Here is a 20,777-nt window from a genome sequence, read left to right as displayed (position 1 = left end):
CAAAGCCTGAGATATCGCATGTTTGCGCCGGAAATGGGGAAGACGCTTGGCACGGCCTTCCCCGCACGGCTGGTTCGGACTATAGCGCAACCATGTCTCAGATTATCTACAAGATAACCCCGGAAGGGCCCTGGCGCGAGGCCGAAGCGAACGGCCGCTTCACCGGTGCGCCGATCGATGTCGCCGACGGCTTCATCCATTTCTCCACGGCGGCACAGGTCAAAGAGACGGCGGCGAAGCATTTTGCCGGCCAGGCGGGGCTTCTGCTGGTCGCCATCGACGGGACCAGCCTGGGCGATGCGCTAAAATACGAAGCCTCGCGCGGCGGCGCGCTGTTTCCGCACCTCTACGGCGTGCTCGACCTGAAAGCCGTGCTGTGGGTCCGGCCGCTGCCGCTCGGCGCCGACGGCACCCACCAGTTCCCGGCGCTGGAGGCCGAATGAGCGTGCTCGACCGGATTGGCCAGAAGCTGCTCTTCACGTTCGACCCGGAAACCGCGCATGGCCTGTCGATCGCGGCGCTGCGCTGTGGCCTGCCGGTCGGCGCACGGACGGCGCGAGATGCGCGGCTGAAGGTCAGCCTCTGCGGCCTCGATTTCCCCAATCCGCTCGGCATGGCTGCCGGTTACGACAAGAATGCCGAGGTGCCCGATGCGCTTCTCGGCCTCGGCTTCGGCTTTGCCGAGGTCGGCACGGTGACGCCGCTGCCGCAGCCTGGCAATCCGAAGCCGCGCATCTTCCGGTTGCCGGCGGATGAAGCGGTGATCAACCGGCTCGGCTTCAACAATGAAGGCCATGCGGCCGCCGAGAAACGCCTGGTCGGCCGCAAAGGGCGCCCCGGCATCGTCGGCGTCAACATCGGCGCCAATAAGGACAGCGCCGACCGCGTCGGTGACTATGAGCGCGGCGTCATCCGCTTCGCGCCCTACGCCAGCTATCTCACCGTCAATATTTCCTCGCCCAATACGCCCGGCCTGCGCACCATGCAGGCGCGCGAACAGCTTGGCGAGCTCCTGTCGCGCGTCATGGCCGCGCGCGCGGCGGCGGCAAGGCAGCCGCCGGTGTTTCTCAAGATTGCGCCGGACCTGGTCGAAGCCGAGCTGGAAGACATCGCCGCCGAGGTCACCCAGAAGGCCATAGACGGCATCATCGTGTCCAACACCACCATTTCTCGCCCGGCGCTACGCTCCAGCGGCGCGGCAAGCGAGACCGGCGGGCTTTCCGGCCGGCCATTATTCGAGCGCTCGACCATCGTGCTGGCCCGTATGCGCAGGCTGCTGGGGCCGGACGTGGCCATCATCGGCGTGGGTGGGGTCAACTCCGCCGAAACGGCGCTGGAGAAGATCCGCGCCGGCGCCGATCTCGTCCAGCTTTACACCGGCATGATCTATGCCGGGCCGGCGCTGCCGGGACGCATCGCCGCCGGCATGGCGCGTTTCGCCGACACGGAACGGCTCAACTCCATCAGCGATTTGCGCGACCGCCATCTCGACCAATGGGCTTCAAGGCCGCTCAACTGAATGCCGTCCGCAGCCGCAACCGCAGGATAGCCAGCAGGCTGAGGCCACGCACCAGCAGGAAGACATGCAATGCCGCCCACAGGCCATGATTGCCGAAAGCGGGCGCCAGCGTAATCAGCGCGGCGGCGAAGGCCAGGAAAGACAAAAGCATCATGTTGCGCATGTCGCGCGACCAGGTCGCGCCGATGAAGACGCCGTCCATCTGGAAAGCCAGCACGCCGCTCAGTGCGGTGAAGGCCGCCCAGGGCAGGTAGGTGTCGGCCACCGAGCGGACTTCCTGCGACGTTGTAACGACGGCAACCAGATTGGCACCGGCCAGCAGCAGCACCAGGGTTGCGGCGCCCGCCAATCCGAAACCCCAGAACAGGGTCAACCGCACCGCGCGCCGGAACGGGTGCTCAGCCCGCGCACCGACGGCGCGGCCGGCGAGCTGTTCCGCCGCGGTGGCGAAACCGTCGAGGAAATAGCCTGCGACGAGGAAAAAATTCATCAGCACGGCGTTGGCGGCCAGCGTGACCGTGCCGAATTGCGCACCCTGGCGGGTGAACAGCGCAAAGGCGGCAAGCAGCGAGAACGAGCGGATCATGATATCGCGGTTGAGCGACAGCATGCGCAGGAACGCGCTAATATCGAGCAGGCGTTGGCGTGGCACGGGCGGGCTTGCCCTGAACCGCCTGATGACGATGGCGAGGCCGAGCAACATGGCCAGGAATTCGCCGGTGACGGTTGCCCAGGCAACGCCGGCGACGCCCCAGCCAAGCTCCAGGCCAAGCAGGATGCAGAGCGCGATGTTGATGCCGTTCAGCACCAGCTGCAGAACCAACCCGAGACCGCCCTCGCCTCGGCCGAGGACATAGCCTAGAATGGCGTAGTTGATCAGCGAGAATGGTGCCGCGAGCAATCTGATGCCGATATAGACGCCCATCGCCTCGCTGACGCGCGGCCCGGCATCCATGAACCACCGCCCGCCGGCCGCGATCAGCGGCGAAAGCGCAGCCAGCACGACGCCGGCGACAACAGCGATCAGCACGGCGCGCCAGAACACCGCCTGTTCCTCCAGCGCGTCGTTGCGCCCGAAAGCCTGGGCGACCAGACCGGTGGTGCCGGAGCGCAGGAAATTGAAGGTGGTGAAGACGACGTCGAAGACCAGCGCGCCTGCCGCCAGGCCGCCAAGCAAGGCGGCGTCGCCGAGCTGTCCGACAACAGCCGTATCGACCATGCCGAGCAGCGGCGTCGTCAGGTAGGCGAGCGTCATCGGCACGGCGATGACGAGCACCGTGCGGTTGGTGACGACAAAGGATCCGGGAACGATTGGGGATCCGGCGTCGGCTGGGATTGCACCCTTCTCCAAAGAATTGCTGCCTTGCTGATTGCGGCTTGATCGAACAGCCGGTGTGCCCCATTTTCCGGCCACCGCGCAATCCATCCTTGCCATGGCGGCCAACCGAAATTCCGGTCTGGCGCGAGCCGCCGGATCCGGTCCATGTCCCTCCAGATCGTCCATCATCCCGACTACGACGCCGGCTTCGCCGTCAACCATCGCTTTCCGATGAGCAAATATCCGCTGCTGATGGAAGCCTTGCGCGCACGCGGACTGGCCGTGCAGGGGGCGCTCAGCATGCCGGAAGCGGCACCCGCACCATGGCTGAAGCGTGCCCATGCGGCTGATTATGTCGACCAGGTCATCAGCTGTTCGGTGCCGGAAAAGATCGAACGCGAGATCGGCTTTCCGGTCGGCCCGCGCGTCTCGCTGCGCGCCCAACTCGCCACCGGCGGCACAGTACTGGCGGCCCGGCTGGCCTTGCGCCACGGCATTGCCTGCAACACCGCCGGCGGCAGCCATCATGCGCGCCGCGCGCAGGGCGCGGGCTTCTGCACCTTCAACGACGTCGCCGTCGCTTCGCTGGTGCTGCTTGCCGAAGGCGCGGCGCGGAACATACTCGTGGTCGATCTGGATGTGCATCAGGGCGACGGCACGGCGGATATCCTGGCTGGCGATCAGCGCGTGTTCACCTTCTCCATGCATGGCGAGCGCAACTACCCCGCGCGCAAGATCGCCTCCGACCTCGATGTCGCACTGCCCGACGGCACGGGCGATGCCGCCTATCTCGAAAGGCTGGCCGCCATCTTGCCGGAACTGTCCGCCCATGCGCGCTGGGACATCGTTTTCTACAATGCCGGCGTCGACGTCCATGCCGAGGACCGGCTCGGCACGCTGGCGCTTTCAAACGACGGGCTTCGCGCCCGCGACGCCATGGTGATCGGTCACTTCCGCTCGCGCGGCATCGCGCTATGCGGCGTCATCGGCGGCGGCTATTCGACCGACGTGGCCGCGCTCGCGGCGCGCCATGCCATTCTGTTCGAGGCGGCGGCGGACTACGCCTGACCGCTATTTCCTGTAGTTGGCGATTCTGAGCAGGATGAACGCCGGAACCACGATCGCCGCACCCAGCAGAATATAACCCAGGAAGCGGTCGATGGCATGGAAGCCCAGATTCCAGAGATCCAGGAAGAATTTGCGGATGCCATAGAGCACGTCCATCGGCGACCAGCCGAAGGCGGTCATGACGAGGCCGACGAGGAACGACACCACCAGCAACTTCAGGAGTACCCTGAGCGGGGTGTCGCCGAGAAAGCGCGTCAATGCGGACAAGACCTGTCTCCGGCTCTGATCGCCCGATTCGGCGACAGGATCAGAAATACGCACTTGGCCGCCCCGCTTCAAGCCGGGCGGGCCAAGGCTCTGAACCTGGCTGACAAAGCCTATGACGGCCGGTCCGGCGGTGCCGCCGGCTTTTCATGATAGGAATTTTTTCCTTGACGGGGTGAGGGCAACTATGGTAGATATTTGGCTATGGTGCTGAGTTGCGCCAGGGACCCGCCGCACAGGCGGGTTTATCCGTTCAAGGCTCCGTCAACAGCGCGCAGTCGAAGGCTCCGAAGGAACTCGTTAACGCGGATCGTGCCCTGGTACCAAGCCGGCGACCATAGGCGCATGGCAGGCGAGCAGCCGGTGGCGGCTGATCGCGGCCGGCTTATCTGTTTTCTAACCAATTGCCGCTATTGCCATTCCTGGAGCGGGAGCCAGGCTTTGATGGAAGCGGAAAAAATCGGCGCGCGCCGCGCGGTCATGCTTTCGGTTGTCGTGCCGTGCTATAACGAGCGGGACGGCGTGGCTGAGCTTCACCGACGCGTCACCGCCGCTTGCCTGGCGCAAAACCCTTCCTACGAGATCGTGCTCGTCATCGACGGGGCGACCGACGGCACCCGCGAGGCCGTTTTCGAACTGGCGCAAAAGGACGACCATGTCGTCGCCATCGACCTTGCCCGCAACTATGGCCACCAGATCGCGCTGAGCGCGGGGCTGGAGTTCTGCCGGGGCCAGCGCATCCTCATTCTCGATGCCGATCTCCAGGATCCGCCTGAACTGCTCGGCGCGATGATGGCCAAGATGGATGAAGGCTTCGATGTCGTTTACGGTCAAAGGGCCAAGCGTGATGGCGAAGGCTGGTTCAAGCTGGCTTCCGCGTCGATGTTCTACCGGCTGCTGCGCCGGATGGTCGACGTCGAGATCGCGCCGGACACCGGTGATTTCAGGCTGATGAGCCGCCGCGCCCTCGACCATCTGAACGCCATGCCGGAGCGCTACAGGTTCATTCGCGGCATGGTGAGCTGGATTGGGCTGAGACAGGCCGCCTTCTCCTATGAGCGGCAACGGCGTTTCGCCGGCGCCACCCACTATCCGCTCAAGAAGATGGTCCTCCTGGCTGTCGATGCGATGACCAGCTTTTCCATCGCGCCGTTGCGGTTTGCCTCGCTTCTGGGAATGCTTTCCGGCGTGCTGGGGATGGTCGTGCTCGGCTATACGCTGCTCGAGTGGTCGCTGGGAAACGTGCTGCCGGGTTGGACCAGCCTTGCCGCGATCATGCTGATCCTGGGCAGTGTTCAGCTTCTGGTGCTCGGCATATTCGGCGAATATCTCGGCCGGATGTACATGGAGACGAAGCGGCGGCCGCTCTATTTCGTCAACGAGATCGTTTCGCGAAGCGATGTGGCCGTCGAAAACCAGGACCTGCCTGTCCACCGCCTCCAGGAAATGGTGAAGAGAGCCGCGCGTGGCTAAGGCGACGATCGACCGGCCGCAACGGGACCTCTCGACCGGAACGAACGCGAAATGGCCGGGAGCCGCGACATGAACCAAGCCACGGCAATCGCGATGGCTACGCCGTCGCTCGAGGATGCACAGCGCAGCAGGCTGTTGTTCTGTCTTTTCTGCGCCTGCACCGTTGCCTACGTGCTGATGAGGCATGCCAACTCCCTCCTTCTGGATCCTGACAGCTGGTGGCAGGTGAAGGTCGGGCTGGATTTCCTGGCGAACCGGACATTTCCGACCGTCGACCCCTATTCCTATACCTTCGCCGGCCAGCCCTGGATCGCCAAGGAATGGCTGGGGCAGGTGCTTCTGGCGCTCGCCTATGGCGCCGGTGGCTGGAATGGCGTCGTCACGCTGATCATCGCCACGATCGGCCTGACAGTCTTCCTGATGGGATGGTTCCTCAGCGCATGGCTGAAGCCGGTGTTAGCGGTGGTGCTGGCTTTCGTCGCGGCTTTCCTTGTCGCCCCGATCTATACCGCGCGCCCCCACGTCTTCACTTTGCCGATCATCGTCATTTGGACGGCAATGCTGTTTCGCGCGGCGCAGGAAGAAAGAGCGCCATCCCCGTGGCTGCTCGCGCTCGTCGTGTTGTGGGCGAACCTGCATGCCACATTCACCTTGAGCTTCGTCATCGCCGGTCTTGCCGGTCTGTATCTCCTGTCGCGCACAGGCCTGTCGAAACCGGTTCTCCTGGCGAAATGGGTCGCGTTCGGCCTGCTCTGCCCAGTGGTCAGCCTGGTCCATCCCTATGGCGTCAAGGCCATCCTGGCGACGCTTACCGTCGCCTATGGCAATGAAGCGGTGCCGCTTATCCTGGAGTGGCGGCCCTTCAACGCCCAGGAAGAGCTCGTCAAGGAAGCCGTGATGCTGCTGGCGCTTTTCGGGCTGTTGGTGTCACGGCTGCGGATTGGCTGGGCCAAGGCACTGTTCATCGTCTTCACCTTGCATGCCTATCTCAGTCACCAGCGGTTCATGTATCTGTTCTTCCTTCTGGTTCCGCTGGCGATCATGGCTGAGGTCGCACAGCAATATCCCGCACTTTCAGCCGCGACCTGGCTGGCGCAAAAGCGTGACGGATTGGAAAATTTCTTCGCCAGGCATTACTACGCAATCTCAGGCGCGGTGGCCGTCCTGCTGATCGGCGCGGTCTCGGTCCTCGGCAGTGTCCAACAGATCGCGCCGAGCCCGAAGACGTCCGCCAGCGGAGCACTCGCCTTCGCAAGGGATCAGCGCCTGTCCGGCAACGTGCTGAATTCCTACAATTTCGGCGGCACGCTGATCTTCCATGGGATCAAGACCTACATCGACGGCAGGACGGACCAGCTGTTCCTGGACGGGTTCACGAAAACCGACGACGCGACCGGACACAGCGACGGCAAACCACTGCTCGAGGCCCGGCTGAAGAAATACGCCATAGGCTGGGCGCTGCTGGCGGCCGGCGACACCCGCATTCCCTTCTTCGAGGAATTGGGCTGGAAGCGGGCCTACGCGGACGAATACGCCGTGATCTACCTGCCCGGCGCCTGATCCGCGGCGCCAGCCCAAACCGGCTTCGGCCCTCCAGCATTCGCCTTGACACCGATGTTGCGGTGCAGCAAATTGCACCGGAGAGGACGAACAAAGTGGGATCGAGAATCAAGGCTTTCTCGCATCGCGGCAATGCCGCCGCATGGGCCGGTGAACCGGGTGCGCCACGACTGCCGCCGGCCATGGCGCGCGAACCGGCCGCATGAACTACAGACGCGACATCGACGGCCTGCGGGCCATAGCGGTGCTGCCTGTCGTCCTCTTTCATTTCGGCTTGTCCGCCATCCCAGGCGGCTTCACCGGCGTCGACATCTTCTTCGTCATATCGGGCTATCTGATCAGCGGCAGCCTGCTCGACGATCTCGAACGCGGCCAGTTTTCGATCGGCCGCTTCTATTGGCGCCGCGCGCGGCGCATCCTGCCGGCGCTGACCTTCGTCATCGTGCTCGCAGGCACTGCCGCCTGGTTCATCCTTTTGCCATCGGACCTGCACGAATTCAGCCTCAGCGTCATCGCGGCCTCGACCTTCTGGTCGAACATCTATTTCTGGAAGACGACGAACTATTTCTCGATCGACGCCGAGCTGCGGCCGCTGCTGCACACATGGTCGCTCTCGGTCGAAGAGCAATATTACATCTTCGCGCCGATACTGGTGTACCTGATCTATCGCTATGCCTCGAAAGGCTGGCTGACGATATTGCTGCCGATCGCGATCGGCAGTTTCGCCTTGGCGGTCATGGCGACCTCGATGGCGCCCACGGCGGGTTTCTACCTGTTGCCGACGCGCATCTGGGAACTGGCGCTGGGGGCCATGCTGATGCTGAGAAAGCCGCCGGCACTTGCCAGCCGGCCGGCAATGGAACTGATCGGCCTCGCCGGCTTTGCCATGGTCGCCTTCGGCTTCGTCACGATTTCAGAGAGCGACCCCTTTCCGGGCTACAATGCCTTGTTCCCCTGCATCGGCACCGCCCTGCTCATCTATGCCGGCCACGAAAGGGCGGGCGAACAGGGGCCGGCAACCATCGCCACGCGGGCGTTGCAGTTTCCGCCGCTGGTCTGGATCGGCCTCATTTCCTATTCGCTCTACCTCGTCCATTGGCCGATCAATTCCTTCGTCCATTACGTTTCGCTGAAAGCCATCGGCGTGCCGACGATCATCGCCATGACCGTGGCAAGCTTCGCCCTGGCGGCGTTCTCGTGGAAATATGTCGAGCAGCCGTTTCGGCGGAAACGGGCCTACACCGCACCGCTGCCTATCTTCGCCTTTTCCGCGACGGCAATCGTCCTGCTCTGCGTCGGCGGCGTGGCCGGGGCGCTCGGCAACGGTTTTCCGGAACGCTTCCCGAATTTTTCAACGGAACGGATCCAGGTTGGCGACTGGCGCAACGGCATCTGCTTCAACGAAGGCTCGAACCGGATCGAGGACTGGAACCTTGCCGCCTGCACCCGAACGAGCGGCTTTGCCACCAATGTGCTGTTGTGGGGCGATTCCTTCGCCGCCCACTATGTCTCGGGACTTGAAGCCAACGCCCAGAAAATCCAGGCTAACGTCATCCAATACACCTATGCCGGCTGCCCCCCGGACCTGACCTATTTTTCCTATGCCCGACCTGCCTGTACCAGCTTCAACGAGCGGGCCATGTCGATCATCCGCGAAGCCAACATTCAGGCCGTGATCCTGAGTGGCCGATGGACCGACTACGAGGTCAGGGGCTTCGGCGGTCTCCAGAAGACGATCGACCGGCTTCGCCAGATGGGCGTCAAGGTCTACGTCATCGGCCAGTCTCCCGAATTCATCGCCGACGTCCAGAAAATCGCCTTCTTCGCAAGACGAGGAGATGCCGCGAACATGTCCTGGCCGATGGCCATGGATCCGGACATCAACAAGCGGGTTCTGCCCTTTGTCAAAGGCGCTGACTTCATAGACCCGCTGACCTATCTGTGCGACGCCGCAGGCTGCTCGTATGCCGATGCCGGCAACAAGCAATTTCTCTATTTCGACTATGGTCACTTCTCTTCGGCGGGCGCAGCACTCGCCATCTCGAGATACTGGCCGAGCTTTGCAGCCGGCACCGAGATCGCGAAAGTGAGATAGCAGACGGAACCGGCATGCGGCGCGCCGGTCGCTGGGACGGTACCGTGTGAAAAGTGAGCCGCTTTGCGATTGCCCGATGGCCAGCCCTCATGGTAACGAGGCTGCTGCGCGGGTATGATGTAATGGTAGCCTGTCAGCTTCCCAAGCTGAACGCGCGGGTTCGATTCCCGCTACCCGCTCCAGTCTGCGCCAAGGGTTTGAGCCCTTACCAAGCCGCTCCAACTACCGGTTTCTCGCGCAATTCCGGGAAAACCGCTCCAGCCGTTTTCCCGGTATCGCTTTAGAGCCAAACACTGACCCAGACGCGCCTGCGCCAGCAGCGGACATGGCGGCGACCGCGGCGCCAATAGCTGCGGCAGACCCTGCGCCAGGCGCGGCGGCGCCCATGACGACGGTGCCGGCGATGCCACCGGCGATGCGAGATCTGCTCCACCTCGGCTTGATCGTCTCCTTCGAAGACGGCCGCATCAGCCCTGTCGAGGTCGTCCTTGTCGAGTTCGTCAAGGATTCCGTTGCCGTTCGGGACCCCGGCAACTGCTCTGCCAGGCCTGGCCAGGCCTGCAAAAGCAACTGCCCCCGCGACGCCAAGCATTCCAGTAAGAAACAACCGACGTTCCATCAAAATCTCCCGAGTTGTTTATCATCGGCGCATCGTTCCCCGGCTCAAAACGAGCTCCGGCGCGAACGCCGATTGGCCTTTGAACGCACTTACCTGGTTTTTGTTCCGGTCACCCCACTTCGCGCAGGATGAAATCATGCAGCATCTTCGCCGCCGGCGACAGCGCACGGTTCTTCACTGTGATCAGGCTGTAAGGCCGAACCTCGATGTCGAATTCGGTCTGCACGACGTCGATGGCGCCGGCCAGCCCTTCGGGATTCTGGATGAATTTCGCCACCTGGACCGAGACCGGCGCGATGGCGTCGGAGTGCGCGACCATGACCAGGGTGAGGAGCAGCGAACTGGTGTTGAGGATGCGGTCCGGCAGCGCGATGTTGCGGTTCAGGAAATTGCTCTCCATGGCCTGGCGCAGCGGCGAGCCGCCGGACTGGAAAACCCAGTCATAGGCCGCGGTCTCCTCCAACCGAACCGCCTTGCCCTCGGTCAGCGGATGGCCCCGGCGCACGATCAGGCAGGCTTTCTCGACGCCGATCACACGGGACTCGAACAGCCGCGGGTTGAGATCGTCGGGGATGCGCGCGATGATGAAGTCATGGCGCGACGCGATCAACTCGCGCGCCAGCACGTTGGAGGTCTCGACCTGCATGGTGATCTCGATGCGCGGGTAGATGCGGCGGATTTCCCGGATCGCCGGCACCGCGAGCTCGATCGCGGGCGCCGTCACCGCCCCAAGGAACACCGAGCCGCCCTTGCCCGCCTTGAGTTCGGAGATCTCGCGATCGACCTCGCGCATCTCCAAAAGGATGGAGCGCGCGCGCCTGGCCAGCGCCTTGCCATAGGGCGTCAAGGTGACGCCGCGCGGCAGCCTTTCGCAGAGCGTGACGTCCAGCACGGCTTCCATCTCGGCGATCATGCGGGAGGCCGCCGGCTGTGAGATATTCATGACCTGGGCGGCGGAACTGACCCGGCCGTGATCGTCCAGTGCAACGATCATGCGCATATGGCGCAGGCTGAGGCCGCTGCGCAGCAGGGTCTCGCCGTCACCGGGGAGCACCTCGTAACCTTCTGAAATCCCGCCAGGATTGCGCAACGTTGCCATGGATTTCCCTTCGCTCCCAATGCCCTGAGTTCAGCGTCAACGTATACCAGTTTCGGTATAGCAATCATCAAAGATCGCATTTGACAGTTATGGCAAAGGGACACACCCTTCGCGCGTCCTGGGGCGTGCCAGTCGATGACGAGGAAAATCGTGTCGATTGAAATCAGTCCCAGGGCCGATTGGGAGGATACCGGAGATCGATAGACGACAGCGGCGCTTGCGCTCCTGCTCGCCTGCGCGGCCCGCGAAGCCCCGAGGTGTCGCGTCCATCAACCAGGGAGAGTAATTGTGAAGATCATCAAGACGCTGGCCGCCGTCGCGGCCCTTGGCATCGCTGCCATGACCTATTCGGCGCACGCCGCCGACAAGGGTCTCGTCGGCGTGCTGATGCCCACCAAGACCTCGCAGCGCTGGATCAACGACGGCGATGCCGTCAAGTCCCAGCTCGAGGCTTTGGGCTATACGGTCGACCTGCAATATGCGCAGGACGACATCCCCAACCAGCTCAGCCAGCTGGAAAACGAAATCACCAAGGGTCCGAAGGCGCTGATCATCGCCTCGATCGACGGCACCACCCTGTCGGATGCGCTGCAGAAAGCCGCTGACGCCGGCGTCGTCGTCGTCGCCTATGACCGCCTGATCAAGAAGACGCCCAATGTCGACTACTACACCACGTTCGACAATTTCGGCGTCGGCGTGATCCAGGCGAATTCGCTGGTCAAGGGCCTCAAGGAGCGCTTCCCGAATACCAAGCCGTGGAACGTCGAACTGTTCGGCGGCTCACCCGACGACAACAACGCCTTCTTCTTCTACAACGGCGCGATTTCCGTCCTGCAGCCGCTGATCGATGACGGTTCGATCAAGATCAAGTCCGGCCAGACCGGCATGGACAAGGTCGGCACGCTGCGCTGGCTCGCCGCCACCGCCCAGGCGCGCATGGACAATCTGCTGTCGGCCAACTATTCGGACGGCAGCCGCGTCGATGGCGTTCTGTCGCCCTATGATGGCCTGTCGCGCGGCATCACCGCCTCGCTGCGCGCCGTCGGTTACGGCACGGAGGCTCAGCCGTGGCCGATCGTGACCGGCCAGGACGCCGAGACCGCCTCGGTCAAGCTGATCATCTCGGGCGAGCAGTACTCGACCGTGTTCAAGGACACCCGCGAACTGGCCAAGGCCACCGTCGAGCTCGTCGACAAGGTGCTCTCGGGCGGCAAGCCGGAAGGCCTCGACACCAAGACCTACAACAACGACGTCAAGGTCGTTCCCTCGATCCTGCTGACGCCGCATGAGGTCGACAAATCGAACTACCAGGCCCTGGTCGTCGACTCCGGCTACATCAAGGCCGACGAACTGAAGTAAATTCGGTTGTATAGCCAGGGGTCCTGCGCAACGCAGGGCCCCTTTTCGTTCACCAGCGACCCCGGTATTGTTGCGGGTCTCGCAGGAGCACTTTACCCATGGCCTCGACGATTTTGGAGATGCAGGACATCACCAAGACGTTTCCCGGCGTCAAGGCGCTGTCGAACGTCAACCTTCGGGTCGAGGAAGGCGAGATCCACGCCGTGGTCGGCGAGAACGGCGCCGGCAAATCGACGCTCATGAAGGTGCTGTCGGGCGTCTATCCCTCCGGCACCTATGACGGCCAGATCATCTTTCAGGGCCAGGAATGCCAGTTCAAAGGCATTCATGACAGCGAACGCAAGGGCATCGTCATCATCCACCAGGAGCTTGCGCTGGTGCCGATGCTGTCGATCGCCGAAAACATCTTCCTCGGCAACGAACACGCCCGATACGGCGTCATCGACTGGAATGCCAACGAGGCGCGCACCAGCGCCCTGCTGAAGAAGGTGGGCCTCAAGGAGGACCCCAAGACGCTGATCACCAATATCGGTGTCGGCAAGCAGCAGCTGGTCGAGATCGCCAAGGCGCTGAGCAAGGAGGTCAAGCTCCTGATCCTCGACGAGCCGACGGCGTCGCTCAGCGAAAAGGACAGCCAGGCGCTGCTCGACCTTCTGCTCGAATTCAAGCGACAAGGCATGACCTCGATCCTGATCTCGCACAAGCTCAACGAGGTGAACCGGGTCGCCGACAAGGTGACCGTCATCCGCGACGGGCGAACCATCGAGACGCTGTCCAGGAAGGACATCTCGGAAGACCGCATCATCACCTCGATGGTCGGCCGTTCGCTCGACGACCGCTATCCGCCGCGCGAGCCCGATATCGGCGAGGTCGTGTTCGAGGTGAAGAACTGGTCGGTCTATCACCCGCTCCACGCCGAGCGGCAGGTGATCAAGGGCATCGACATCAATGTGCGCAAGGGCGAGGTGGTCGGCATTGCCGGGCTGATGGGCGCCGGGCGAACCGAATTCGCCATGAGCCTGTTCGGCCGCTCCTATGGGCGCCGCATCACCGGCGAGGTGCTGCTCAAGGGCAAGCCGATCGACGTCTCCTCTGTGAGCAGGGCGGTCGAACACGGCATTGCCTATGTGACCGAGGATCGCAAGACCTACGGCCTCAATCTCATCGACCATATCAAGCACAACATTACGCTGGCCAATCTCGGCGGCGTGTCGCGCCACAGCGTGATCGACGATTTGCGCGAGCTTGCCGTCGCCAACGACTATCGCAAGCAGACCAACATCCGCGCCTCCAGCGTCTATCAGATGACCGGCAATCTTTCCGGCGGCAACCAGCAGAAGGTGGTGCTGTCGAAATGGCTGTTCGCCGACCCGGAAGTGCTGATCCTGGACGAGCCGACGCGCGGCATCGATGTCGGCGCCAAATATGAAATCTATACGATCATCGCGCGCCTTGCGGCCGAAGGTAAGGCGATCGTGGTCATCTCGTCGGAAATGCCAGAACTGCTCGGCATCACCGACCGCATCTATGTCATGAACGAAGGCCGCATCGTCGGCGAAATGCCCGCGGCGGACGCAAGCCAAGAAAGAATAATGCGCGCCATCGTTCGGGGAGAAGGAAAAGCAGCATGAGCACGGAAAGCGCCCCCGCCCCGCAAAGCAACGTCGCCGAAGATGTAGGGCAGCGTCCACGCATCGCCGTATCGGCGCTGGCGACGAACCTGCGCGAATACGGCCTGATCCTGGCGCTGATCGCCATCATGGTGTTCTTCCAGTTCACCACCTCGGGAACGCTGTTCAAGCCGGTGAACCTGAGCAATCTGGTGCAGCAGAACTCCTTCATCATCGTGATGGCGCTCGGCATGCTGCTGGTCATCGTATCGGGCCATATCGACCTCAGCGTGGGGTCCGTGGCCGGCTTCATCGGTGCGCTGGCGGCGATGATGATGGTGATCTGGCCTCTCGGCATATTCAGCAACCCGCTGGTGGTTTCCATCGTCTGCCTGATCGTTGGCGGCCTGATCGGCGCGGCGCAAGGCTACTGGATCGCCTACCATCGAATACCGAGCTTCATCGTGACGCTGGCCGGCATGCTGATCTTCCGCGGCATATGCCAGGCGCTGCTCGGCGGCGGATCTTCGGTCGGACCGCTGCCGCCCGAGTTCAAGGCGCTCAGCTCCGGCTTCATTCCAGATGTCATCGGACCGCTGACGCTGATCCCGCCAACGGTGAATGCAGCCGGCAAGACGATTATGGGCAGCGGTCTGACGCTGCACATGACGACGATCGTGCTGGGCCTGATCGCCGTGCTGGCCTATGCCTATTTCGGGCTACGGACGCGACGCAAACGCGAACGCCACGGCTATGAGGCCGAGCCCTTTACCCTGTTCGTCATCAAGACGCTGGTCGGCAGCGCGCTGGCGCTGTTCCTGGTCTACCAGTTCGCCAGCTATCGGGGCCTGCCGGTGGTGCTGCTCGTCATGGGCCTGCTGATCTCGCTGTTCGTCTTCGTCACCAAGCGCATGACGATCGGCCGCCGCATCTATGCGATGGGCGGCAATGCCAAGGCCGCGCAGCTGTCGGGCATCAAGACCGAGCGCCTGACGCTTTACGTGTTCGTCAATATGGGCGTGCTGTCGGCGCTTGGCGGCCTGATCATCGCGGCACGCCTTGGCCAGGCCGTGCCGGCGGCAGGCCTCGGCAGCGAGCTCGACGTCATCGCCGCGGTGTTCATCGGCGGCGCCTCGGCGATGGGCGGCGTCGGTCAGGTCATCGGCGCGGTGGTCGGCGGCTTTATCATGGGCGTGATGAACAACGGCATGTCGATCATGGGCGTCAATGTCGACTGGCAGCAAGTGGTCAAGGGCCTGGTGCTGCTCGGCGCCGTGATCTTCGACGTCTACAACAAGAACAAGGCCTGAACAGGTTTCAGGCGAGGCAAGCAGGAGGCATACGGTCGCGGCGCTGCCGGCAATTCGCCGGCTTGAAGAAGTCCTTCAGGGACCGGGCTCGCGAGCGCAATCCGGACGAAGAGTTCAACCCGTGGCACGGCCAGTCCGAGCCGCGCAGGTCAGGGTTTGCCAGAAGGCAGCCATGCCAAGACATATGAGAGAGGACTGATCATGCTGATCTCGCAGATTCTCGACGACGCCGAGACCATCCGTGTCGTTGCCCGCACAGGCGGCAAGACCCGGATCATCAACGGCGCGCGCAGCGTCTATTCGCTGGCGATGGAAGCCGCTCGTACCGGCGTGGGCCTTGCCGCGTTGATCGAACGCAAGGGGCTCGGCGAGACCGTCGATCTCGACGCCGCCTACAAGAAGGGGCGGCTGCTGTCGCCGATCAATCATCCCGATCCGGCGCATCTGCATCTGACCGGCACGGGGCTAACGCATCTCGGCTCGGCGGCGACGCGCGATTCCATGCACAAGAAGCTCAGCACCGACGGCGAGGAGCAGCTCACCGATTCCATGAAGATGTTCCGCATGGGGCTGGAAGGCGGCAAACCCGCGAAAGGCCAGATCGGGGTGCAGCCGGAATGGTTCTACAAGGGCAATGGCACGATGGCCGTGGCGCCGGGTGCCGCGCTCCTGTCGCCGGCCTTCGCCAAGGATGCCGGCGAGGAGCCCGAGGTTGCCGGCATCTATGTCATCGGCGACGACGGCGCGCCGTTCCGGGTCGGCTTCACGCTGTCCAACGAATTTTCCGATCATGTGACCGAACGCGTGAACTACCTCTTTCTCGCCCATTCCAAGCTGCGCAACGCTTCCTTCGGACCGGAGATCCTGGTCGGCGACCTGCCCGCCGACATCAGGGGCTCCTCACGCATCTGGCGCGACAGCAAGTTGATGTGGGAAAAGCCGTTCCTGTCGGGCGAAGCGAACATGTCGCACACCATCGCCAATCTCGAACACCACCATTTCAAATATTCGGCTTTCCGCCAGCCGGGCGACGTGCATGTGCACATGTTCGGCACCGCGACCCTGTCCTTCGCCGACGGCATCAAGACCGAGGCCGGCGACGTGTTCGAGATCGAGGCCGGCGATTTCGGCCTGCCGCTGCGCAACCCGCTCGAAATCGAAAAGCCGGTGAAGGTGGCGGTGAAGGCGCTGTGAGGGTGGCCATCATTCCTTCTCCCCTGTGGGATCCGAAGGACGGGGCGAGACCCGTGGCTCGCCCCAGGGCAGTGGATCAGCGCGCAGCGCCGAGACGGTTGAGGGGTGCTGGCCGGAGTGAGGCGTTGGCGTTCCCTGGAACACCCCTCATCCGACCTCGCTTCGCGAGGCCACCTTCTCCCACAAGGGGAGAAGGTAAGAAGCGTCTCAGATCTCAATAAATATCGAAATCGAAATACTTGTCCTGGATCTTCTTGTAGGTGCCGTCGGCGACGATGGCGTCAATGGCTGCGTTGAGCTTGTCGCGCAGCGCCGTATCCTCGAGGCGCACGGCAATGCCGGCTTCGGTCTCGGTGCCCTTGACGTCGCCGACCATCTTGCAGCAACCGTCGCTCGCCTTCTTCATCCAGTCCATCAGCACGAACTTGTCGGAAAGGACGGCGTCGAGGCGGCCGTTCTGGAGATCGGTGATTGCCTCTTCCTGGGTCGGATAGAGCTTCGCTTCGGCGCCGGCCTTGCCATAGACGTCCTGGGCGTAGTTGGCCTGCGTGGTCGCCGCCTGGGCGCCGACCGTCTTGCCGGTGAGTGCCGCCGGTTCGGTCGAGGCGATGTCGCTGTCCTTCAGGGCGACGAGCGACAGCGGCGTCGTATAGTATTTGTGGGTGAACGCGACCTGCTTCTTGCGCTCCTCGGTGATGCTCATCGAAGCGATGATGGCGTCGAACTTCTTGGCCTGCAGCGCCGGGATAATGCCGTCCCAGTCCTGGGTGACGATCTCGCATTCGACCTTCATCTGCGCGCACAAGGCGTTGGCGATGTCGATGTCGAAGCCCTCGACCTTGCCGTCGGGCGTGATGGTGTTGAACGGCGGATAGGCTCCCTCGGTGCCGATCTTGATTTTCTCCGCCGCATGCGCCGACAGGGCGCCGGCACCAAGCGTCAGCATGGCGGCGGCCGCCGCCGATATTATCCATTTCGAAATCTGCATTTTCATTCCCCTTGAGCGCCGCCACGTTGGCGGCCGGCGAGGCAGCCAAGCATGGCGAGCCGGCGCAGGCAAGTATCTTGCCTGACGGTGATGAGCGTTCAGGGCGCGGCGCGAAAGTGCTTGGACAGCTTCAGGCCCTGCGCCTGGTAGTTCGAGCCGAGCTCGGTGCCGTAAAGCGCCTGCGGCCGCTTCAGCATATGCTCGTAGACCAGCCGGCCGACGATCTGGCCATGATCGAGGATGAACGGCACCTCATGGCTGCGCACTTCGAGCACGGCGCGGCTGCCGGTGCCGCCGGCCGCCGAATGGCCGAAACCCGGATCGAAGAAGCCGGCATAGTGGACACGGAACTCGCCCACCAGCGGATCGAAGGGCGTCATTTCGGCCGCGTAGAGCGGCGGCACATGCACCGCTTCCTGGCTGACGAGGATGTAGAACTCGTCCGGATCGAGCACCAGCTCGCCGGCGCCGCTCTTGTGGATCGGCTCCCAGAAGTCGACGATCTCCTGCGCCGCGCGTTTGTCGACATCGACGAGGCCGGTATGGTGTTTGCCGCGATAGCCGACCAGCCCGTCACTGTCGCCGTTGAGATCGATCGACAATGCGATGCCGCCGCCGGAGATGTTCGGCGGTTCGGTGGCGACCAGCATTTCGGCCCGGTGCAATTGATGCAACTCTGCTTCCGAGAGCAGCGCATTGCCGGTGCGGAAGCGTATCTGCGAAAGGCGCGAGCCGGCGCGCACGACGATCGGGAAGGTGCGTGGGCTGACTTCGAGATAGAGCGGACCATGATAGCCGGCGGCGATCTTGTCGAACTCGTGGCCGCGATCGGTCATCACGCGGGTGAAGATATCGAGCCGCCCGGTCGAGCTCTTGGGATTGGCGGACGCCGAAATTTCCGCCGGCAGCGCCAGGCTTTCGAGCAGGGGCACGATGTAGACGCAGCCGGTTTCCAGAACGGCGCCGTCGGCCAGGCTGATCTCGTGCAGCTTCAGCCGGTCGAGTTTTTCACTGACCTTGTGGTTGGGACCCGGCAGGAAGGACGCGCGCACCCGCCACGCCTTGTCGCCGAGCCTCAGATCGAGGCTGGCCGGCTGGATCTGGTCGGCGTCGAGCGCACGCGACGACTTCAGCGCGCCGGACTGGAACAGCGCCGCAATGTCCTGATCGGGAAGAATTCCTGTCTGCCGCAAAGTCTGGCTCCGCTCTGCTGGTACAAGTCTCTTAATGAAGCCGGCAATTGACGCAAGCGTGGCGCGGGTCTAAAGGGTCGTTATCCCGTGGTGATTTGGCCGGTCGGCTTGCAGCCACGTTAAACAAGTCGCTAAAGGACCGTCGGGCCGCAAGGCCGCATGGACCGGTTGCGACTTTTTCGCGGCCGGTTTTTTTATGTTTGGATAGGACGATGACGAGCAAGACGCGCAACTGGAAGCCTCAGACCGCACTCGTGCATGGCGGGACCCTGCGTTCCGGCTTCGGTGAAACTTCCGAGGCGATGTACCTGACCCAGGGCTATGTCTATGAAACGGCCCAAGCCGCCGAAGCCCGCTTCAAGGGCGAGGAACCGGGCTTCATCTATTCGCGCTACGCCAATCCGACCGTCGACATGTTCGAGAAGCGCATGTGCGCGCTCGAAGGCGCCGAGGACGCGCGCGCCACCGCGTCCGGCATGGCGGCGGTGACGGCAGCACTCCTGTGCAGCGTCAAGGCCGGCGATCATATCGTTGCGGCGCGCGCCCTGTTCGGCTCCTGCCGCTGGGTGGTCGAGACGCTGGCGCCGCGTTACGGCATCGAGGCGACGCTGGTCGACGGCACCGACATCGCCAATTGGGAAAAGGCGGTTCGGCCCAACACCAAGCTGTTTTTCCTGGAAAGCCCGACCAACCCGACGCTTGAGGTGGTCGACATCGCCGCCGTCGCTTCGCTTGCCAATTCGATCGGCGCGCGGCTGGTCGTGGACAATGTCTTCGCCACGCCGCTGCAGCAGAAGCCGTTGCAGCTCGGCGCGCATATCGTGGTCTATTCGGCGACCAAGCACATCGATGGCCAGGGCCGATGTCTCGGCGGCGTCATCCTGTCGGACAAGAAGTGGATCGACGAGAACCTGCACGATTATTTCCGCCATACGGGCCCCAGCCTGTCGCCGTTCAATGCCTGGACGCTGCTGAAGGGCCTGGAAACGCTGCCGCTGCGCGTGCGCCAGCAGACGGAGAGCGCCGGCAAGATCGCCGATTTTCTGGCCGAGCAGCCGGAGATCGCCCGCGTGATCTATCCCGGGCGCGCCGACCATCCGCAGGCTGACGTCGTGAAGAAGCAGATGTCGGGCGGCTCCACCCTGATCTGCTTTGACGTCAAGGGCGGCAAGCAGGGTGCCTTCGCCTTGCAGAACGCGCTCGACATCGTCCTGATCTCGAACAATCTCGGTGACGCCAAAAGCCTGATCACCCATCCGGCGACGACGACGCACAAGAACCTCAGCGACGAAGCGCGCGCCGAGCTCGGCATCGGACCCGGCACGCTCAGGCTGTCGGTCGGGTTGGAAGATACCGACGATTTGCTGGACGACATCGCGCAGGCGTTGAAGGCCCGATGAGGACTGGTGGCAGACCGAGGATTACAGACCTGCCGCTTTGCGCAACGCTTCGTTCATGCGCGTCTGCCAGCCATCACCACCGGCCCTGAAACGGTCGACAACATCGGCGTCGAGGCGCAACTGTACCGCACGTTTGGGTCGCGCAAGCGGCGGTCGGCCAACTTTGCGGCGCGAAGCGGCATCGGTCGGCTGCGCATCCGGATCGGCCTCGGCGGCGGCAGTGATCGCAGCATCTTCCTCGTCGGTCCTCGCGCCAAGCGCCTTTCTGGCGAGCCCCAAAGCATCAGCGCGCGACTGCTTTGGAGGAGTAGCCTCGCGGCGAACGATCGTCTTAGAGGTTTTCGACATAGTCCGTAATCTCCTGTCTCGTTGCCTTGCGTAGCGAAATTACCCGGATCGCATGGCTTCGCTCGACATAGACCATCACATAAACGCCAGCCTCGATCAGACCGATGGCAACAAGACGATCCTCGCCAAAATCCTCGCTGTCATCGAGCCGGATAACGGCATTGGCGAAATCGAAGGACGGAGCGATCGCGAAATCCACGCCATGCTTGGCCCTGTTTGTCTTTGCCTTGTTTTCATCCCACTCGAACAGCATCGCCGTCGGGGCGCTCCATAGGTTATTGTATACACAAAAATAGAGCCTAGTTCAACAATTTTTGTATATACGATAACCTTCCTCGACATCAAGCTGAACTGCCGACA

General features: G+C 63.0%; 19 protein-coding genes, 1 tRNA gene and 1 riboswitch. Of the genes, 13 read left to right on the top strand and 7 right to left on the bottom strand.

The window, feature by feature from the left end:
* Positions 1-92 precede the first annotated feature (92 nt).
* Both LB545_RS24875 and LB545_RS24870 read left to right on the top strand, forming a co-directional pair.
* Positions 93-443, top strand: coding sequence for a DUF952 domain-containing protein (locus tag LB545_RS24875; protein WP_140496591.1), 351 nt, complete (start codon positions 93-95; stop codon positions 441-443).
* On the top strand, positions 440-1,519 hold the full coding sequence (locus tag LB545_RS24870; protein ID WP_140580377.1) for a quinone-dependent dihydroorotate dehydrogenase: 1,080 nt from the start codon (positions 440-442) through the stop codon (positions 1,517-1,519). Before LB545_RS24875 ends, LB545_RS24870 begins: the two co-directional genes overlap by 4 nt.
* Here the strand turns inward: LB545_RS24870 and LB545_RS24865 are convergent.
* Positions 1,512-2,870, bottom strand: a complete 1,359-nt coding sequence (locus LB545_RS24865; RefSeq protein ID WP_411969769.1) for an MATE family efflux transporter — start codon at positions 2,868-2,870, stop codon at positions 1,512-1,514. The genes LB545_RS24870 and LB545_RS24865 overlap by 8 nt on opposite strands.
* A 132-nt stretch (positions 2,871-3,002) precedes the next feature.
* On the opposite strand from LB545_RS24865, the gene LB545_RS24860 reads away from it, so the two are divergent.
* The gene (locus LB545_RS24860; RefSeq protein ID WP_224705995.1) at positions 3,003-3,905 is read left to right on the top strand and encodes a histone deacetylase; all 903 of its coding nucleotides are present in this window, start codon (positions 3,003-3,005) and stop codon (positions 3,903-3,905) included.
* Between the two features lie 3 nt (positions 3,906-3,908).
* On the opposite strand, the gene LB545_RS24855 is transcribed toward LB545_RS24860, so the two are convergent.
* Entirely contained in the window at positions 3,909-4,172 is a 264-nt protein-coding gene (locus LB545_RS24855; protein WP_140496599.1) for a DUF6460 domain-containing protein, read from the bottom strand.
* A gap of 441 nt (positions 4,173-4,613) precedes the next feature.
* Here LB545_RS24855 and LB545_RS24850 point away from each other — a divergent pair, with 441 nt between their 5' ends.
* The 5 genes from LB545_RS24850 (at position 4,614) to LB545_RS24830 (ending at position 10,048) form a co-directional block, all read left to right on the top strand.
* Complete coding sequence (locus LB545_RS24850) at positions 4,614-5,642, top strand: glycosyltransferase family 2 protein (protein WP_140513269.1); 1,029 nt, start codon at positions 4,614-4,616, stop codon at positions 5,640-5,642.
* Positions 5,643-5,711: 69 nt separating this feature from the next.
* On the top strand, positions 5,712-7,202 hold the full coding sequence (locus tag LB545_RS24845) for a hypothetical protein (RefSeq protein ID WP_224705994.1): 1,491 nt from the start codon (positions 5,712-5,714) through the stop codon (positions 7,200-7,202).
* A gap of 202 nt (positions 7,203-7,404) precedes the next feature.
* Complete coding sequence (locus LB545_RS24840) at positions 7,405-9,297, top strand: acyltransferase family protein (RefSeq protein WP_140674007.1); 1,893 nt, start codon at positions 7,405-7,407, stop codon at positions 9,295-9,297.
* A 108-nt stretch (positions 9,298-9,405) separates the two neighbouring features.
* A tRNA-Gly gene (locus LB545_RS24835) sits at positions 9,406-9,479 on the top strand.
* A gap of 203 nt (positions 9,480-9,682) precedes the next feature.
* Positions 9,683-10,048 (top strand): hypothetical protein, encoded by a 366-nt coding sequence (locus tag LB545_RS24830; RefSeq protein WP_181181867.1) that lies wholly within the window; start codon positions 9,683-9,685, stop codon positions 10,046-10,048.
* Here LB545_RS24830 and LB545_RS24825 read toward each other — a convergent pair.
* Entirely contained in the window at positions 10,026-11,015 is a 990-nt protein-coding gene (locus LB545_RS24825) for a LysR family transcriptional regulator (protein ID WP_140513261.1), read from the bottom strand. The two genes, LB545_RS24830 and LB545_RS24825, sit on opposite strands and share 23 nt — an antisense overlap.
* 288 nt (positions 11,016-11,303) lie before the next feature.
* Here LB545_RS24825 and chvE point away from each other — a divergent pair, with 288 nt between their 5' ends.
* The 4 genes from chvE (at position 11,304) to araD1 (ending at position 16,488) form a co-directional block, all read left to right on the top strand.
* Entirely contained in the window at positions 11,304-12,374 is a 1,071-nt protein-coding gene (gene chvE, locus LB545_RS24820) for a multiple monosaccharide ABC transporter substrate-binding protein (RefSeq protein ID WP_140496611.1), read from the top strand.
* A gap of 98 nt (positions 12,375-12,472) precedes the next feature.
* Positions 12,473-14,005 carry a multiple monosaccharide ABC transporter ATP-binding protein gene (gene mmsA / locus LB545_RS24815; RefSeq protein ID WP_140496613.1) on the top strand — a complete coding sequence of 511 codons (1,533 nt, stop codon included), beginning with the start codon at positions 12,473-12,475 and terminating at the stop codon, positions 14,003-14,005.
* Positions 14,002-15,294: a multiple monosaccharide ABC transporter permease gene (mmsB, locus tag LB545_RS24810; protein ID WP_140496616.1), complete on the top strand. Its 1,293-nt coding sequence runs from the start codon at positions 14,002-14,004 to the stop codon at positions 15,292-15,294. Before mmsA ends, mmsB begins: the two co-directional genes overlap by 4 nt.
* A 201-nt stretch (positions 15,295-15,495) precedes the next feature.
* Positions 15,496-16,488: an AraD1 family protein gene (gene araD1 / locus LB545_RS24805; RefSeq protein WP_140550479.1), complete on the top strand. Its 993-nt coding sequence runs from the start codon at positions 15,496-15,498 to the stop codon at positions 16,486-16,488.
* Between the two features lie 214 nt (positions 16,489-16,702).
* On the opposite strand, the gene LB545_RS24800 is transcribed toward araD1, so the two are convergent.
* Together LB545_RS24800 and LB545_RS24795 are read right to left on the bottom strand one after the other, a co-directional pair.
* Positions 16,703-17,476 carry an ABC transporter substrate-binding protein gene (locus tag LB545_RS24800; protein WP_140496622.1) on the bottom strand — a complete coding sequence of 258 codons (774 nt, stop codon included), beginning with the start codon at positions 17,474-17,476 and terminating at the stop codon, positions 16,703-16,705.
* A gap of 98 nt (positions 17,477-17,574) precedes the next feature.
* A complete protein-coding gene (locus LB545_RS24795; protein WP_140496624.1) occupies positions 17,575-18,669 on the bottom strand; it encodes a 2'-deoxycytidine 5'-triphosphate deaminase in 1,095 nt (364 codons plus the stop codon).
* 77 nt (positions 18,670-18,746) lie between these two features.
* Positions 18,747-18,824, top strand: a riboswitch (SAM riboswitch).
* 57 nt (positions 18,825-18,881) lie between these two features.
* Between LB545_RS24795 and LB545_RS24790 the strand changes: the two genes are divergently transcribed.
* Positions 18,882-20,069 (top strand): O-succinylhomoserine sulfhydrylase, encoded by a 1,188-nt coding sequence (locus tag LB545_RS24790; protein WP_140560866.1) that lies wholly within the window; start codon positions 18,882-18,884, stop codon positions 20,067-20,069.
* A gap of 21 nt (positions 20,070-20,090) precedes the next feature.
* Here the strand turns inward: LB545_RS24790 and LB545_RS24785 are convergent, their stop codons facing one another.
* Together LB545_RS24785 and LB545_RS24780 are read right to left on the bottom strand one after the other, a co-directional pair.
* Positions 20,091-20,417 carry a BrnA antitoxin family protein gene (locus LB545_RS24785; protein WP_140496628.1) on the bottom strand — a complete coding sequence of 109 codons (327 nt, stop codon included), beginning with the start codon at positions 20,415-20,417 and terminating at the stop codon, positions 20,091-20,093.
* Positions 20,401-20,670 (bottom strand): BrnT family toxin, encoded by a 270-nt coding sequence (locus LB545_RS24780; RefSeq protein ID WP_140513255.1) that lies wholly within the window; start codon positions 20,668-20,670, stop codon positions 20,401-20,403. The genes LB545_RS24785 and LB545_RS24780 overlap by 17 nt, the downstream gene beginning before the upstream one ends.
* Between the last annotated feature and the right edge of the window lie 107 nt (positions 20,671-20,777).

Source organism: Mesorhizobium sp. BR1-1-6, from assembly GCF_020165355.1.
Lineage (GTDB): Bacteria > Pseudomonadota > Alphaproteobacteria > Rhizobiales > Rhizobiaceae > Mesorhizobium.
The sequence above is the reverse complement of the archived record's forward strand: the minus strand, read 5'-3'. Positions and strand labels throughout refer to the sequence as shown.

Bases quoted from the DNA above. Each gene is read 5' to 3' on its own strand.
- araD1 (WP_140550479.1), top strand. From the start codon at position 15,496: ATGCTGATCTCGCAGATTCTCGACGACGCCGAGACCATCCGTGTCGTT.
- mmsB (WP_140496616.1), top strand. From the start codon at position 14,002: ATGAGCACGGAAAGCGCCCCCGCCCCGCAAAGCAACGTCGCCGAAGAT.
- LB545_RS24845 (WP_224705994.1), top strand. From the start codon at position 5,712: ATGAACCAAGCCACGGCAATCGCGATGGCTACGCCGTCGCTCGAGGAT.
- LB545_RS24870 (WP_140580377.1), top strand. From the start codon at position 440: ATGAGCGTGCTCGACCGGATTGGCCAGAAGCTGCTCTTCACGTTCGAC.
- LB545_RS24825 (WP_140513261.1), bottom strand. From the start codon at position 11,015: ATGGCAACGTTGCGCAATCCTGGCGGGATTTCAGAAGGTTACGAGGTG.
- LB545_RS24780 (WP_140513255.1), bottom strand. From the start codon at position 20,670: ATGCTGTTCGAGTGGGATGAAAACAAGGCAAAGACAAACAGGGCCAAG.
- LB545_RS24785 (WP_140496628.1), bottom strand. From the start codon at position 20,417: ATGTCGAAAACCTCTAAGACGATCGTTCGCCGCGAGGCTACTCCTCCA.
- LB545_RS24800 (WP_140496622.1), bottom strand. From the start codon at position 17,476: ATGCAGATTTCGAAATGGATAATATCGGCGGCGGCCGCCGCCATGCTG.
- LB545_RS24875 (WP_140496591.1), top strand. From the start codon at position 93: ATGTCTCAGATTATCTACAAGATAACCCCGGAAGGGCCCTGGCGCGAG.
- LB545_RS24830 (WP_181181867.1), top strand. From the start codon at position 9,683: ATGACGACGGTGCCGGCGATGCCACCGGCGATGCGAGATCTGCTCCAC.
- LB545_RS24850 (WP_140513269.1), top strand. From the start codon at position 4,614: ATGGAAGCGGAAAAAATCGGCGCGCGCCGCGCGGTCATGCTTTCGGTT.
- LB545_RS24840 (WP_140674007.1), top strand. From the start codon at position 7,405: ATGAACTACAGACGCGACATCGACGGCCTGCGGGCCATAGCGGTGCTG.
- mmsA (WP_140496613.1), top strand. From the start codon at position 12,473: ATGGCCTCGACGATTTTGGAGATGCAGGACATCACCAAGACGTTTCCC.
- LB545_RS24860 (WP_224705995.1), top strand. From the start codon at position 3,003: ATGTCCCTCCAGATCGTCCATCATCCCGACTACGACGCCGGCTTCGCC.
- LB545_RS24790 (WP_140560866.1), top strand. From the start codon at position 18,882: ATGACGAGCAAGACGCGCAACTGGAAGCCTCAGACCGCACTCGTGCAT.